The organism is Chitinophaga sp. HK235 (assembly GCF_018255755.1).
In the GTDB taxonomy this organism is placed as follows: domain Bacteria; phylum Bacteroidota; class Bacteroidia; order Chitinophagales; family Chitinophagaceae; genus Chitinophaga.
Genome location: NZ_CP073766.1, coordinates 5,320,466 through 5,334,631 on the forward strand (window position 1 = coordinate 5,320,466; position 14,166 = coordinate 5,334,631).

Here is a 14,166-nt window from a genome sequence, read left to right on the forward strand (position 1 = left end):
TTCGGATTTAATGAACAGATGAAGAAAAATCGTACAATTATAGGTTACTGCTTACTCCACTTACCTTGTCTTTGTCAGTTACAGGGTGTTCCCAGGGCACTTTGAGCAGTGGGCCTACTTCCTGGTAACGGTTATCCGTATATTCATCCAGTCCGTAACGGATGGAGGTAGTATCGGGAACTGCTTTAAAGGTGCCGAAAAGGCGATCCCATATAGAGAAAATATTGGCATAATTGGAGTCTGTTTCCGGTTGGTAATGGCTATGATGCACCTTATGCATGTCGGGTGACACGATCACCCAGCTGAGGATATCATCGAGTACTTTGGGCAGCCGTATGTTGGCATGATTGAACTGCGACATAAATGCGGACAGGGTCTGGTAAAACATCACCATCCAGAAGGGTACTCCCATGGTGATGATGGCCACAAAGAGGGCGGCTACCCGGAAGATACTTTCTACCGGATGATGGCGCAGCGCGGTGGTAGCGTCAATCTGGGTGTCTATATGGTGTATTTTATGGAACTGCCACATCCAGGCGGCTTTATGTTGTACGAGATGGATCAGGTAAGCGCCTATCAGGTCGAGCATCAGGAGGGCCAGTATGGTATGGAGCCATAGGGGGAGATGGAGCCAGTACAGGAGTCCGAAGTGGGTGCTGCTGGTCCACAGGGAGGCTTTGACGATCAGGAAGGCGCAGGCAGTGTTGATGACGAGGGTGGTGAGTGTAAAGAACAGATTCGTACCGGCATGACGGTACTTGTTGTTACGGAAGTGGAAACGGGGCACCAGGCCTTCTATGATCCACAGTAACAGCAATCCGCCCACGAGGATAGCGGTGCGGTAATAAGATGGAATATTTTCAAAAAATGTTACCATATACTGGTAAGATATATTCGGAACTGTCTTTAACGTTGCTTTAATGCATACTGGAGGTTTTTTCGGGCCGGCAACAATTTCTAACGGGTGGATATTCGGGAGTAACTAATCTATACAAATACTGTTTCTACTGTTGTTTCTATAAGCTGTTTTTTCTGTTTACTCCGCTTAAAAATTACAACATTTTGGGGAATAAATAAGCGCTCTTTTCCGCCATGGGCAAAGAAAAAAGCAACCTCTTTGGAAGAGATTGCTTTATATATAAGTTTTTAGCTATAAGCATGTGACTTTTAGTATATCCGTTTGCTTTAGGCGGGACTAAAAGTTACTTTTTTACAGTTTAGTTATTCAGCATCAGTGGCATTACCAGCATGAGCAGATCTTCATTTTCTTCTTTTTCGGAAGGTTTGAGGATACCTGCTTTGGTAGCGGTGGCCAGTTCAACGGTTACTTCATCCCCTTCTGCGGCGTTGAGCATTTCGATGAGGAATTTGGCGTTGAAGGCGATCTGCATATCTTCGCCGGTGTACTGGCAGTTCATACGTTCGTTACCTTCAAAGGAGAAGTCTACGTCCTGGGCGGAGAGCTGCAGTTCAGTGCCGGTGATATTGAGTGCTACCTGGTTGGTGCTTTTGTTAGCGAATACGCCTACACGTTTCAGGGCATTCTGGAAGTCGCTTTTTACCACGGTGAGGCGGTAAGGGTTGTCTTTAGGTATTACCACCTTATAGTCAGGGAAACGGGCATCGATGAGGCGGCAGATCATCTGGGCGCCTTCGTGCTGTACGAAGAAGTGGTTCTGGCTATAAGATACCTTGATTTCAGTATCGTTGTCCGGCAGGGCAGATTTCAGGAGGTTCAGCGGTTTTTTAGGAACGATGAAACTGTCTGCCTGTGGACATTTTACGTCTGTTCTTACATATTTCACCAGTCTGTGGGCGTCGGTGGCCACGAAGGTGAGATGTTCGGTGCCCAGCTCGAAGAAAACGCCTGTCATAGCAGGACGGAGGTCGTCGTTGCTCACGGCAAAGAGCGTTTTGTTGATAGCTGTTACCAGGCCGGTAGAGGGCATGGTAAAAGATGTGGTTTCATCAGCAGCTGGTTCTTTGGGGAAGTTTTCCGGATTTTCTCCCATTACCTTGTACTTACCATTGTCTGAAGTGATTTCCACGGCGTAGGAGTTCAGATCAATGTGGAAGGTCAGGGGCTGATCGGGCAGATTTTTGAGGGAGTCCATCAAAATTTTCGCCGGGATACAGATCCGTCCGTTTTCTTTGGCTTCCACCTCCAGCTTCACCCGCATAACGGTTTCAAGATCAGTTGCAACTACGGTCAACTCATTTTTATCAATCAGGAACAGGAAATCCTCCAGAATTGGCAGGACTGTATTGGAATTGATAACACCGCTGATCTGTTGTAATTGCTTTAATAAAGTAGAGGAAGAAACAATAAATTTCATGGTCTATATTAGTTTGCTTGTCATTCTTAGTTGTTAGGGAGATGTGCCCATCTGCCTGTCCACTTCACATGGCACCCCTAAAAAGGTGTAAATGTACTGTAAACAAAGATAGAAAGTTTTGTTATTCTCCCTAATTTCATCACATCTTATGCACTAAAGATAAGCGGTTTTGCACAAGATGTCCGCCGGGAAAGACATATTTAAAATTAAGATAATGCTAAATGGAAAGCAATATTTATGCAGTTTGATTAGATAAATTGCAATAATGAATAGTCTGTATTGATGGATACAAAAAGAACGGGGCTTTTCTTTTAAATTATGTTCAAATCGGTTACTTTTGCCGCGCTGAAAAATTATTCTAAAACCAACAAAAAATAGCAGGTTATGAAACTGTCTCATTTAGCCGAAACATTGATTGGATCAGAAATCATCAAGTTAGCAGCTGAAGTCAAGGAGAAACAGGCCAAGGGCGAGAAGATCTACAACTTCACCATCGGCGATTTTGACCCGAAGGTGTTCCCTATTCCGGTTGAATTTGAACAGGAAATCATAACTGCCTATAAGGAACACCTGACCAACTATCCGCCGGCTGATGGTGTCGCCGAGCTGAGAGCTGCTGTGGGTGATTTTATAGCAGAACGGGAAGGATTGACCTACGATCCGGCCAAGGAAATCGTGATCTCCTGCGGCGGACGTCCTATCATTTACGCTACCTTCAGAACTATCGTAGACCGTGGAGAAAAAGTAGTTTACGCTACCCCCTCCTGGAACAACAACCACTACACCCACTTCCTAGAAGCAGAACATGTGGTGCTGGAAACAAAAGCGGAAAATGACTTTATGCCTACGGCAGCTGAACTGAAACCGCTGCTGAAAGGCGCTACCCTCCTGGCTCTTTGCTCTCCGCAAAACCCTACCGGTACCGCTTTCCACAAACAACAGCTGGAAGAGATCTGCGACCTGGTTATCGCTGAAAACAAAAGCAGGGGTGCCAACGAAAAACCGCTCTTCATCATGTTTGACCAGATGTACTGGGTACTGACTTTCGGTGAAACACACCACTACAACCCGGTAATGCTGCGTCCTGAACTGAAAGACTATACCATCTTCATCGACGGTATGAGTAAGGCTTTTGCCGCTACCGGCGTAAGGGTTGGTTGGGCACTGGGCCCTGCCCATGTGATCGGCAAAATGAAAGCCATCCTGTCTCACGTAGGTGCCTGGAGCCCTATGGCGGAACAAAAGGCTGCCGCCCGCTACCTGGTACAGAAAGAAAATGTGAATAAATATCTCCAGCACTTCAAAGCAGAAATTGAAGAAAGACTGGTGAAAATCTACGAAGGCTTCGATAACCTGAAAAAGGCTGGTCATGCTGTAGAAGCCATCGCTCCACAGGCTGCTATCTACCTCACCGTGAAGCTGGACCTGGTAGGTAAAACCACTGCCGACGGTACTGTACTTCAGGACCAGGCTGCGGTAACTTCCTACATCCTGAATGAAGCTAAGCTGGCACTGGTGCCTTTCTACGCTTTCGGCTCCTCCAAAAATTCCCCCTGGTACCGCCTCAGCGTAGGTACCTGTGTGAAACAGGAGATCCCCGAAATGTTCGAAAAGCTCAAATCCGCTCTCGAAAAATTAAAATAATCATACAGGCCCGGGTGATCCCCGGGCCTTTTTTTGCCCCACATTTTTGCCCCGGTGAGCTGGTTTGTCCCCAAGCTGGTGAGCACTAGTGGTACTTTTTGCTTCAGCAGCGCCGCTGGTTTATCCCCAGCCCGGAGTGCTATGGGTATTTTCAGCTCCGGCAGTGGTCAAAGGGTTTCTTGTTTATCCCCCCAAGTGCTACAGGAACTTGCGCCCCAAAGAGTATCTGATTTATCCCCAGGCTTCCTATTATAATAGCTTTTGCCAGCAGTGCTGAAAAATCTCCCTCCCCTATCTATCCGATCAATCTCCCTTGTTAATTGTTTGATAAGAAGGTGATCATCCCAACAAAAAACACCCAGCTAAAACAGTCTCTTATTGATCATATTTTATTATTAATAATTTTAAATGTTATTGAAATTCAATAATTTAATATTTATTCTTATCATGATAATATAATTATCTAGTTGGCTATAATTGACTTTTTGACTTTTGTCATCAGAAAGTTAAATACCTGTTAAATAGTCAACCAGCTCTACTATTTTGAAAAAACTTCCTAATTTTGACCTTGAAACTAAAAAAGTCAGAAAGTTAATGCATGCAGAGAATAAAGACGAAATGAGGGACAAGATCCTGGAAGCGGCTCTGAGGCGTTTTACACATTATGGCGCTGCCAAGACCACGATGAACGAGATCGCTGATGATCTCCACTGCTCCAAGGCATCTTTATATTATTATTTCCCGGACAAGAAGGCCATGCACCTGGCTGTACTGGAGAAAATAGCGGAAGCATATTTTACAGAGATGGCCAAAGTGACAGAGAACATCCAGTCGGCGGCCCAGGCTTTGTATGACTTAATAGATGTCAAAAAGGCTTTCATCAGTAAGTTTTGCCGCCTGGAGATCTTTAAGATACAGCACGATGGGGGTGCCGCCTTCGAGGAAGGTGTCAAAAAGGCCAAGCAGATAGAGATCGGTGTATGTACAGAGATTATCAAAGTTGGCATTGCCTCCGGAGAGTTCAATGTGTTCGATGCTGCACAAACAGCAGAACTGATGGTACAAGCGCTCGTAGGACTGCGTTTCTCCGTTCCGGGCCGTTTCGCCAACGAAGCAGACATGGACGAGGAAACGTTTGAACTTGTGATTGAAAAACAAAAAATGTTGCTGGACATATTCATAAAAAGCATGAAGGCATAAACAGAAGATCATGGTAGCGAGGGAAAGAATTTTAGAGGTGGCATTAAAGCTGTTCAGAACATACGGCGTAAAAGGAGTGACCATGTTTGATATTGCCCGCGACTGCGGCATGTCCAAAAAAACTGTTTATGAGCATTTCTCTGATAAACAGTCGCTCATCAACGAAGGCATGGAGCAGATGATAAACGGCCACAGTGCAGCTTTTCAGGAAACACAGACTACTGCTGAAAATGCTATCGATGAACTGGTCCGTAATATGAAATATATCACCAGCATGGCCAGATCGTTTAACCCGGTTATGCTGTTTGAAATACAGAAATACCATCCGGATACCTGGAACAAAATTGAAAACTTCCAACGCAACTGTATCCTGTATGGCATCACAGAAAATCTGAAAAGGGGAATGTCGGAAGGCCTATACCGGCAGAACCTTGATCTGGATATTATTGCGCGCATGCGCCAGCTGCAGCTGGATGCCGCTTTTGACCAACTTCAGTATCCGGTAGACAAATTTGAAATGCCGGTAGTAATGGAACAGGTCACCGCTCACTTTATACTGGGAATTGCCACTATCAAAGGCCATAAGCTGGTAAACCAGTATTTGCAAATCAAAGAAGAAGAATAACATTAACGTATGAAGCGATTAAAGTTAACGCTTATCCTCTTGATGGGGATAGGGGGATATCATGCCTACGCCCAGGCGCCACTGACTTTACAGGAAGCGCTGAAGTTTGCACTGAGTAACAACCACCAACTCTCCAGAACAAAAATGGAAGAGGAAATGGGTAAATTCAAAACCCAGGAAGTCCGCTCCCAGGCGCTTCCCCAGGTCAATGCCAGTGCCTCTTACACCGATAACCTGAAACTGGCCAAGTCACTCATCCCTGGTACTGCTTTAGGTAAACCTGCAGACAGCTCCGTGACCATTACTTTTGGTACCCAGTATACCGCCGGTGTTGGTGCTGAACTGGAACAGCAGATCTTCAACAAATCTGTTTTCACCGGTCTGAAAGCCGCCAAGGCAGGAGAAGAATATTATTCCCTGCAAACACAGAAATCTACTGAAGAAGTGATCTATAATGTGTCTCAGCTCTATTACCAGTTGCTGGTAACACAGGAAAAAATCACGACTATTAACAGTAACATCGAAAAGCTGACCCAGCTGGTGAATACCACCCAGTCACAATTTGATAACGGCCTCGCCAAAAAAATAGACCTGGACCGTATCAAGGTAAACCTGACCAATTATAAAACCCAGCGCACCCAGCTGCTCAACGCATCAGCGACGCAGACTAACAACCTGAAACGTGTAATGGGCATGCCTTTGCAGTCCAGTTTTACCATCCCGTCAGCATCACTGAAAGATATCGAAAACAAAGCCGCCGGCGTATTGCAATACGATGATATGAACCTGGACAACAGGACCGAATTCAAACTCATTCAGAAACAGGAACAACTGCAGGAGCTACAGAAAAAAGCTTACCAGGCAGCATACTTCCCGGTTCTTTCTGCCTTTGGCCGTTATTCCTATAACGGGATGAGCCAGCAGTTCCTGTTTGCCAAAGACCCGGCTAATTCTACTTTCTGGTACGGTGCGGCTTCCATAGGTCTGTCACTTCGTATACCCATCTTCGATGGTTTTGGCCGCCGCTCAAAAGTAAGCCAGGCCAACGTTGCGCTGCGTCAGCTCAATAAACAGAAGGAAGAAATCGCACTCGGCCTGAACACCGAATACGAAAATGCCAAACTGCAGGTGCGTACCAATCTGTCTACCATCCATACACAAAAGGAAAACGTGGACCTGGCCAACGAAGTGTACTATTCTACCCAGAATAACTACAAACTTGGCCTCGCCAACCTGACAGACCTGCTTAACGCAGAAACCTCCCTTACTGATGCCCAGAACAGCTACAACGAAGCACTGCTGCAATATAAAATGGCAGAACTGGATATCATTAAAAGCAAAGGCAGCCTGAAAGATCTGCTGAACTAAACATACAAACGAATATTACGATAGACCGCAACTGTGGCGGATATAAACACACAAACTATTTTTGCAGATGAAAAAGTTTATTATCTGGGGCTTAGTAACAGTAGGTGCAGTGGTGCTGATCATGTGGAAGCTTAACGCCAATAAAAAAGCCAATGAAGCCAAAACAGAATTTGTAAAGGAAAGCAATAACGGCGCAGTACCGGTACTGGTACAACGTGTATCTACCAACGATTTTACCCAGGGTTTCCTGGCCAACGGCAACTTCGCTCCTATCCGCGAACTGTCTTATCTGGCGGAAACTTCCGGCCGCATCACCAAACTTCTGGTAGATGAAGGCAGCGTGGTAAAACAAGGCCAGGCTATCGCCTACATCGACGGACAGATCGTCAGCACAGACCTTTCGTCTGCAAAAGCCAACCTCGACCAGCTGAAAGTAGATAAAGAAAGATATGAAAGCGCATTCAAAACAGGTGGCGTTACCCAGAAACAGGTAGATGATGTACGGTTACAGTACGACATTGCTAAAAGTAACTACGAAGCCGCCGGCCGCCGTGTAAGCGACACTTACGTGAAAGCACCTATCTCTGGTATCATCAACAAAAAATATGTTGAGCAGGGTGCTTACCTCTCTCCCGGTAACAAAATGTTTGATATCGTTGACGTGTCCAGGCTCAAACTGGCCGTAGCCGTGCCTGAAGCACAGATAGTTGCCCTGAAAAAAGGACAGAAAGTGAAAGTTACTTCCAACGTGTTCCCGGAAGCCAGCTATGAAGGCACTATCACCTTCATCGCTGCCAAAGGCGACAACTCCCTCAACTATCCGGTTGAAATGGAAGTAAACAACGTAGCAGATAAAGAACTGAAAGCCGGTATGTACGGAACAGCCCATTTTGAAGCACCACAGGCCAGCAAAACCATGTTCATCGCCCGCACTGCTTTTGTAGGTGGTGTAAGCAGCAACGAAGTATATGTGATGGAAGGTAAAGTGGCCAAAAAACGTAAGGTAATTGCCGGTCAGATCATCGGTGACCAGGTGGAAATACGGGGAGGCCTGAACGAAGGTGATACCTTGATCATCAGCGGTCAGATTAACCTCACCGATGGCACTCCTGTAACAGTACAGGGCGGTAGCAAATAAGCCTGAATCGTAACTGGTGTTTGAACTAATTTTTGCAACATGAAGATTACTGAAGTATCCATAAAAAGGCCCACTATCGTGGTGGTGGTATTTACCATCCTCACCCTGCTGGGCGTCATGAGCTATAAATCGCTGAACTATGAGCTGTTGCCCAAGTTCAGTTCACCGATAGTAACCATTGCTACGGTGTATCCCGGTGCTTCTCCCAACGAGGTGGAAAGTACCATTACCAAAAAAATAGAAGATGCGATCGCATCCATGGAAAAGATCAAGAAGATTACTTCCAAATCTTCTGAAAGCCTTTCCGTGATCACGGTGGAGTTGAACAACGATGCCAATGTGGATATCGCACTGCAGGATGCCCAACGTAAGGTAAACGCCATCCTGGCTGACCTTCCGGGCGATGCCAAACCACCTTCCCTCAATAAGTTTTCGCTGGATGACCTGCCAATCATGACTTTATCTGCCACCGCTAAAATGGACGATAAAAAGTTCTATGACCTGGTAGATAAAAAACTGCAGCCACTCCTTTCCCGTTTACCGGGCGTAGCCCAGGTATCCCTGATCGGTGGCCAGGAACGTGAAATACAGGTGAACGTAGATCCTTCCAGACTGCAGGCTTATGGCTTGTCTATCTTACAGATCCGTCAGGCGGTGACCAATGCCAACATGGACTTCCCAACCGGTAAGGTAAAAACAGCCAATGAACAGATCCTGATTCGTTTGGCCGGTAAGTATAAAAATGTGGACCAGCTGCGCGACCTGGTGCTGAAAACCACTGCAGACGGTACTCAGATCCGCCTGCGTGATGTGGCCGATGTGCAGGATGCCCAGAAAGATGCAGAACGTATCGCCCGTGTGGATGGTGTAAACGCTATCGCCCTGCAGGTGCAGAAACAAACAGATGCCAACGCGGTGACGGTGAGTCATGAAATGAAAAAGGCGATCGCCTCTGTTGAAAAGGATTATGCAGCGAACGGACTGAAAATACTGGTGGCCAACGATTCTTCCGACTTTACCCTGGAATCTGCCGACTCTGTGATTCATGACCTGATACTGGCGGTAATCCTGGTGGCCGTGGTGATGCTGTTGTTCCTGCACAGCATCCGTAGTGCGATCTTCGTAATGATCTCTATTCCAGCCTCTCTGATAGCCACTTTCATCGGTATGAAAATGATGGGCTTCTCCCTCAACCTCATGTCTTTGCTGGGCCTCTCACTGGTGGTAGGTATCCTTGTGGATGATGCGATCGTGGTACTGGAAAATATTTACCGTCATATGGAGATGGGTAAAAACAGAGTACGTGCGGCTTTTGACGGTGTGAAAGAAATCGGGTTTACCGTAACATCCATTACCCTTGTAATTGTGGTGGTGTTTCTGCCGATCTCACTGACTAACGAGCTGGTGTCCAAGATCCTGCGTGAGTTCTGCGTGGTGGTAATGATTTCCACGATGCTCAGCTTACTGTCATCCTTCATGATCGTACCACTGTTGTCTTCCCGCTTCGGTAAGCTGGAACACATCACCGGAAAAAATATCTTCGAAAAATTCATTCTCTGGTTTGAAGGACAACTGCAACGTTTCACCAACTGGATGACCGGTATCCTGAAATGGGCGCTGGTCAACAAAACCATCACCCTGGTGGTGTCAATAGGCCTGTTGTTCGCTTCTTTCATGCTGGTTGGAAAAGGTTATATCGGTGGTGAGTTTATCCCCAAAGGTGACCGTGGCCAGTTTATCGTGATGCTGGAAATGCCGAAAGACGCTTCCGTACAGCAATCCAACCAGGCTACCCGTACAGCGGAACAATATCTCAGTAAAAAGAAGGAAATAGAAAGACTGATCACTACTGTAGGCCAGACCAGTGAAGATGGTTTTGGTAACTCTCAGTCTACAGCTTACAAATCTGAGATCACAGTGATCATGGTGCCGCTGGAGCAACGTAGCGAAGCTGCAGATATCTATGCTGCAAAAGTCAAGAAAGAACTGAAAGCGATGCTCCCGGGCGTGAAAGTGAAAACAACCGACGTAAGTATCATGGGTACCGCCGAAAGGGCGCCGGTGGAACTGATCGTGATGGGCAGCGAGATGGACAGTGTGATGAGGTTTGCCAAAATAGCCATGGATACGCTGAAAACCATCAGCGGTACCAGTGAGGTGAAACTGTCTGTGGAAGAAGGTAACCCTGAGATCAACGTACAGGTGGACCGTGATAAGATGGCTGCTCTCGGACTTACCCTCGATATGGTGGGTGGTACCATGCAGACTGCTTTCAGTGGTACCGCAGACGATTCCAAAGTGAAGTTCCGTCAGGGTGACTACGAATATGATATCAACATCCGCTTCGATGATTTCAGCAAAAAGAATCTCCAGGATGTTGCCAACATACAGTTTGTAAATGATAAAGGCCAGCTGATCAAATTGTCTCAGTTTGCTCAGGTAACAGAAGGCTCCGGCCCGAGCCACCTGGAAAGAAGGGATAAAAACACTTCTGTATCTGTACAGTCGCAGGTAATGGGACGTCCTTCCGGTACAGTAACACAGGAGTTTGCAGCTAAACTGGCGAAGATGGAGAAACCAGCCGGCATTAACTACGTATTTGGTGGTGATGCGGAAAACCAGGGTGACTCCTTCGGTACACTGGGCGCAGCCCTTCTGATCTCCATCGTAATGGTGTATCTGATCATGGTGGCGCTGTACGACAACTATATTTATCCTTTTGTGGTATTGTTCTCTATCCCGCTGGCTATCATCGGTGCCTTGCTGGCACTGGCACTGACCAACAATACGCTGAACATCTTTACCATCCTGGGTATGATCATGTTGATTGGTCTGGTAGCGAAGAATGCGATCATCCTGGTAGACTTTACCAACCAGATGAAAGAACAGGGACAGAGTACTTATCAGGCGCTGATACATGCCAACAACGCACGTTTGAGGCCGATCCTGATGACCACCATCGCGATGGTGATCGGTATGTTGCCGATCGCATTAGCTACCGGTGGTGTGGCTTCTACCAAAAATGGTCTGGCCTGGGTTATCATCGGTGGTTTGATCAGCTCCATGTTCCTGACCCTGATTGTGGTACCAGTGGTATACATGGTGGTAGACAAGGTGATGGCGAAATTCGGATGGGGCAAGCTGTCTTCCAAACGTTATATCAGACAACGGATGGTGGCTTCCTATGAAGAAATACCGCTGAATGAAGTACACAATAACTAAGTTATTATAAAGATATGTTACTAACAGTGTAACAGTTGTAGGTTTAGGTAATGGCCGGAATAATCATATTCCGGCCTTCTTTTTTCCGATACTTTGATTTTCACAAATATTGCTTTGTTAATCATAAGTGCTACTGCATCTCTTCCGGCTATTTTTGTGTAAAATCATTCGTATGAAACTATCTGTAACCCTTTTGACAACATTAATGCTGACAGGTGTTGTTGCCTGTGCACAAGAAACTATTCATGGGCTTCGGAATCCCGAAAGTGTGATTGCTTACAAAGACGGTTTTTTTGTTTCCAATATTGGTGCTGGACTTAATCCTGATGCCAAAGACGGAGATGGTAGCATTGCCTGGGTGAAATCCGGCAAGGTGCAGTCACTCCGGTATTTTGAAGATACCCTGAATGCGCCGAAAGGACTGGAAATGATCGGGGAAACCTTATATGTGGCTGATATAGACCACCTCAAAGGCTATGATGTCCGTAGCCGGAAAAAAGTATTTGACCTGAATCTGGAAGGAAAGGCCAGTCTGCTGAATGATGTGACAGCTGTCAACGACAGCCTGCTGCTGGTAACGGACTCCTTTAAAGGAGATGTGTTGCTGGTGAATACCCATAAGGTAACCAGCACTTTATTGCCGGGTAATATTGCCATGGTTAACGGAGTGCTGTACAATGCTGCCACTGATGAGGCATATGTATGCTCCATGGGCCCCAATTTCGACGGTACCGGGCAGCTCTTCCATAAAAAGCTGAGCGATGCAGCGGATACTTTCAAACCAGTGGAAAACTCCCCAGTCGGCGTGTTTGACGGGATTGTACAGGTAGATGCCACCCATCTGCTGCTGTCTGACTGGATTACGGTAAAAGAGCCCCAAAAAGGCAACCTGTTTCTCTATGACCTGACGGCTAAAAATTTCCGTAAGATTCCCTTCAAACATGCTCCCGCAGATATAGCGCTGGATAAACGTCACCATACCTTGCTGGTGCCCGTATTGCTGGACAACGATCTGGATATATGGCCACTGGATAAGCTGCCTTTATTTTCTCGCCATTAACAACATATGGGATACTGGAAATTGTATCGGTTCCGGTTGTTCATTTTCGTTGAGGCGTAACAGTTGTACTTTTCCTTCCAGTCTGTTTTGCACGATCCATTCGTTGCGATAGGCATGCGAGAGATTATCGAGCCGCATTCCTGCTTCTTCCAGGGCTTGTTTCCAGTCCTGGAAGTTCCAGAAGCAGAAGGTTTCGTGCATTTCGCTGAGCCAGTTGTCGTGATAATCCTTTTTGAAAAGGAATTCGCAGGCGTCCTGCATAGATAACTGACAGTAGGTAGTATCACCGATGGTCACCCATTTGTGTGCCAGGTGATAACCTTCTGCATGGCGGAAGTCCTGTGCAAAACGATGGAACAGGGCTTTGGTGGAAAGTTGGCCCAGCCATGCGGCGAGTGTTTGTGTGGTGGGGTTCTCCGGCATAGGCAGGTCGTTGGCGCCATCCTGATCGTTGAGCCAGAGGAGTACCGTTTCTGTTCTGTTCTCAGGACCTACCACGTCTCTGTTGATCCATACACCACCAGGTACCAGTTCCTGATAACGGTTTTGTATAAACGAAATCAGATCCTTTCTGCTGCCATAGGATTCTATTTCATGTGTCAGGGAAGAGGTGTGGATGGTGTTCATGCTGCCGGGCTCAAATACCAGGCTGGTAACGGCATTTTTCTGGGAGAAGAATACGGAGGGGTTGGCGAATTCACCGTTGTGTTTGCGTTGCAGGCAGATATCGTAGAGATGCCGGGAGACCTCGATGCCATAGAAATCGCATTCATGGAGGCGGTCATCTTCACAGCCCATTTTTATCCAGGATCCTACGGCACAGCCGATATCGCCGATGTTGCCGGGTTGTATGTAGGGCGCTGTTTCGCGGTATTTGAGGGCCGCGATATCGTCCATCTGTTTTACGTAAACGTTATAGTCGCGGGTGGCGGTCAGGTCGCCGTCGGCCCCGATGATCGGATCTTTCAGGATCTGTTGTACTTTCTCCCCTACCCCATACAGTGACCATATCTTAAAAGCGGCGGGATGCAGCTGTTCCAATACCGTTTTGTTTTTGCGCCAGTCACCGGCCTGTGCGATGAGATGGACGAGGTCCCAGGGCATTGGCTGCGTGTAAGCGTTGGCGGTAGTATCCCATTCGGCGGTGAGTGTCCGAAATCCGCGCTGCATATACATTTCCCGTACACTGGTAGAACAAATAACCACGGTATTTTCCGGGGTGAGGGAGTGGGCTCCTTCGCTGGAATGGCGGATGGTTTTGATGGTATATTCCGCGAAATCGTGGATCACCCCTACGTCGTCGATGCCGTATACATAAGCAGGTACATCCAGGGAGTTGGAAAATTCCTGGATGATCATCGCGCGGAGATAGAAGGGTACCGGGTTTCGTTTAGTGCCCAGGTGGTTGGCAGAAGTGACTGCAAAGATGACCCCTTCTACGGGTGTCGGGGCCAGTGTATGGCCATTAGCGTCTTTTTCGCCTTCCAGGCTGCATTTGATCAGGCGGTTCAGGTATTTGAACTGAAAATCCGTTAGCAGGTGGTGTCGGCCAGGTATGAGCAAGTACATAGGG

The 14,166-nt window shown here is 46.9% G+C and carries 10 protein-coding genes; 7 read left to right on the forward strand and 3 right to left on the reverse strand.

Features of this window, described 5'->3' with window-relative positions; all coding sequences use genetic code 11:
* Positions 1-37 precede the first annotated feature (37 nt).
* Both KD145_RS19985 and dnaN read right to left on the reverse strand, forming a co-directional pair.
* Positions 38-877, reverse strand: coding sequence for a sterol desaturase family protein (locus KD145_RS19985; protein ID WP_212001109.1), 840 nt, complete (start codon positions 875-877; stop codon positions 38-40).
* 340 nt (positions 878-1,217) lie between these two features.
* A complete protein-coding gene (gene dnaN, locus KD145_RS19990) occupies positions 1,218-2,336 on the reverse strand; it encodes a DNA polymerase III subunit beta (protein WP_212001110.1) in 1,119 nt (372 codons plus the stop codon).
* A gap of 384 nt (positions 2,337-2,720) precedes the next feature.
* On the opposite strand from dnaN, the gene KD145_RS19995 reads away from it, so the two are divergent.
* The 7 genes from KD145_RS19995 to KD145_RS20025 all read left to right on the forward strand — a co-directional run bounded on the left by KD145_RS19995 (position 2,721) and on the right by KD145_RS20025 (position 12,593).
* Positions 2,721-3,980, forward strand: coding sequence for a pyridoxal phosphate-dependent aminotransferase (locus tag KD145_RS19995; RefSeq protein ID WP_212001111.1), 1,260 nt, complete (start codon positions 2,721-2,723; stop codon positions 3,978-3,980).
* A 618-nt stretch (positions 3,981-4,598) separates the two neighbouring features.
* A complete protein-coding gene (locus KD145_RS20000) occupies positions 4,599-5,180 on the forward strand; it encodes a TetR/AcrR family transcriptional regulator (RefSeq protein ID WP_212001112.1) in 582 nt (193 codons plus the stop codon).
* A gap of 10 nt (positions 5,181-5,190) precedes the next feature.
* The gene (locus tag KD145_RS20005; protein ID WP_212001113.1) at positions 5,191-5,805 is read left to right on the forward strand and encodes a TetR/AcrR family transcriptional regulator; all 615 of its coding nucleotides are present in this window, start codon (positions 5,191-5,193) and stop codon (positions 5,803-5,805) included.
* A 9-nt stretch (positions 5,806-5,814) separates the two neighbouring features.
* Positions 5,815-7,173: a TolC family protein gene (locus KD145_RS20010; protein ID WP_212001114.1), complete on the forward strand. Its 1,359-nt coding sequence runs from the start codon at positions 5,815-5,817 to the stop codon at positions 7,171-7,173.
* 67 nt (positions 7,174-7,240) lie between these two features.
* Entirely contained in the window at positions 7,241-8,311 is a 1,071-nt protein-coding gene (locus KD145_RS20015) for an efflux RND transporter periplasmic adaptor subunit (RefSeq protein ID WP_212001116.1), read from the forward strand.
* Positions 8,312-8,350: 39 nt separating this feature from the next.
* Positions 8,351-11,533 carry an efflux RND transporter permease subunit gene (locus tag KD145_RS20020; RefSeq protein ID WP_212001117.1) on the forward strand — a complete coding sequence of 1,061 codons (3,183 nt, stop codon included), beginning with the start codon at positions 8,351-8,353 and terminating at the stop codon, positions 11,531-11,533.
* Between the two features lie 172 nt (positions 11,534-11,705).
* The gene (locus KD145_RS20025; protein WP_212001118.1) at positions 11,706-12,593 is read left to right on the forward strand and encodes a hypothetical protein; all 888 of its coding nucleotides are present in this window, start codon (positions 11,706-11,708) and stop codon (positions 12,591-12,593) included.
* Here the strand turns inward: KD145_RS20025 and KD145_RS20030 are convergent.
* Positions 12,576-14,162 (reverse strand): transferase, encoded by a 1,587-nt coding sequence (locus KD145_RS20030; RefSeq protein WP_212001119.1) that lies wholly within the window; start codon positions 14,160-14,162, stop codon positions 12,576-12,578. The two genes, KD145_RS20025 and KD145_RS20030, sit on opposite strands and share 18 nt — an antisense overlap.
* Between the last annotated feature and the right edge of the window lie 4 nt (positions 14,163-14,166).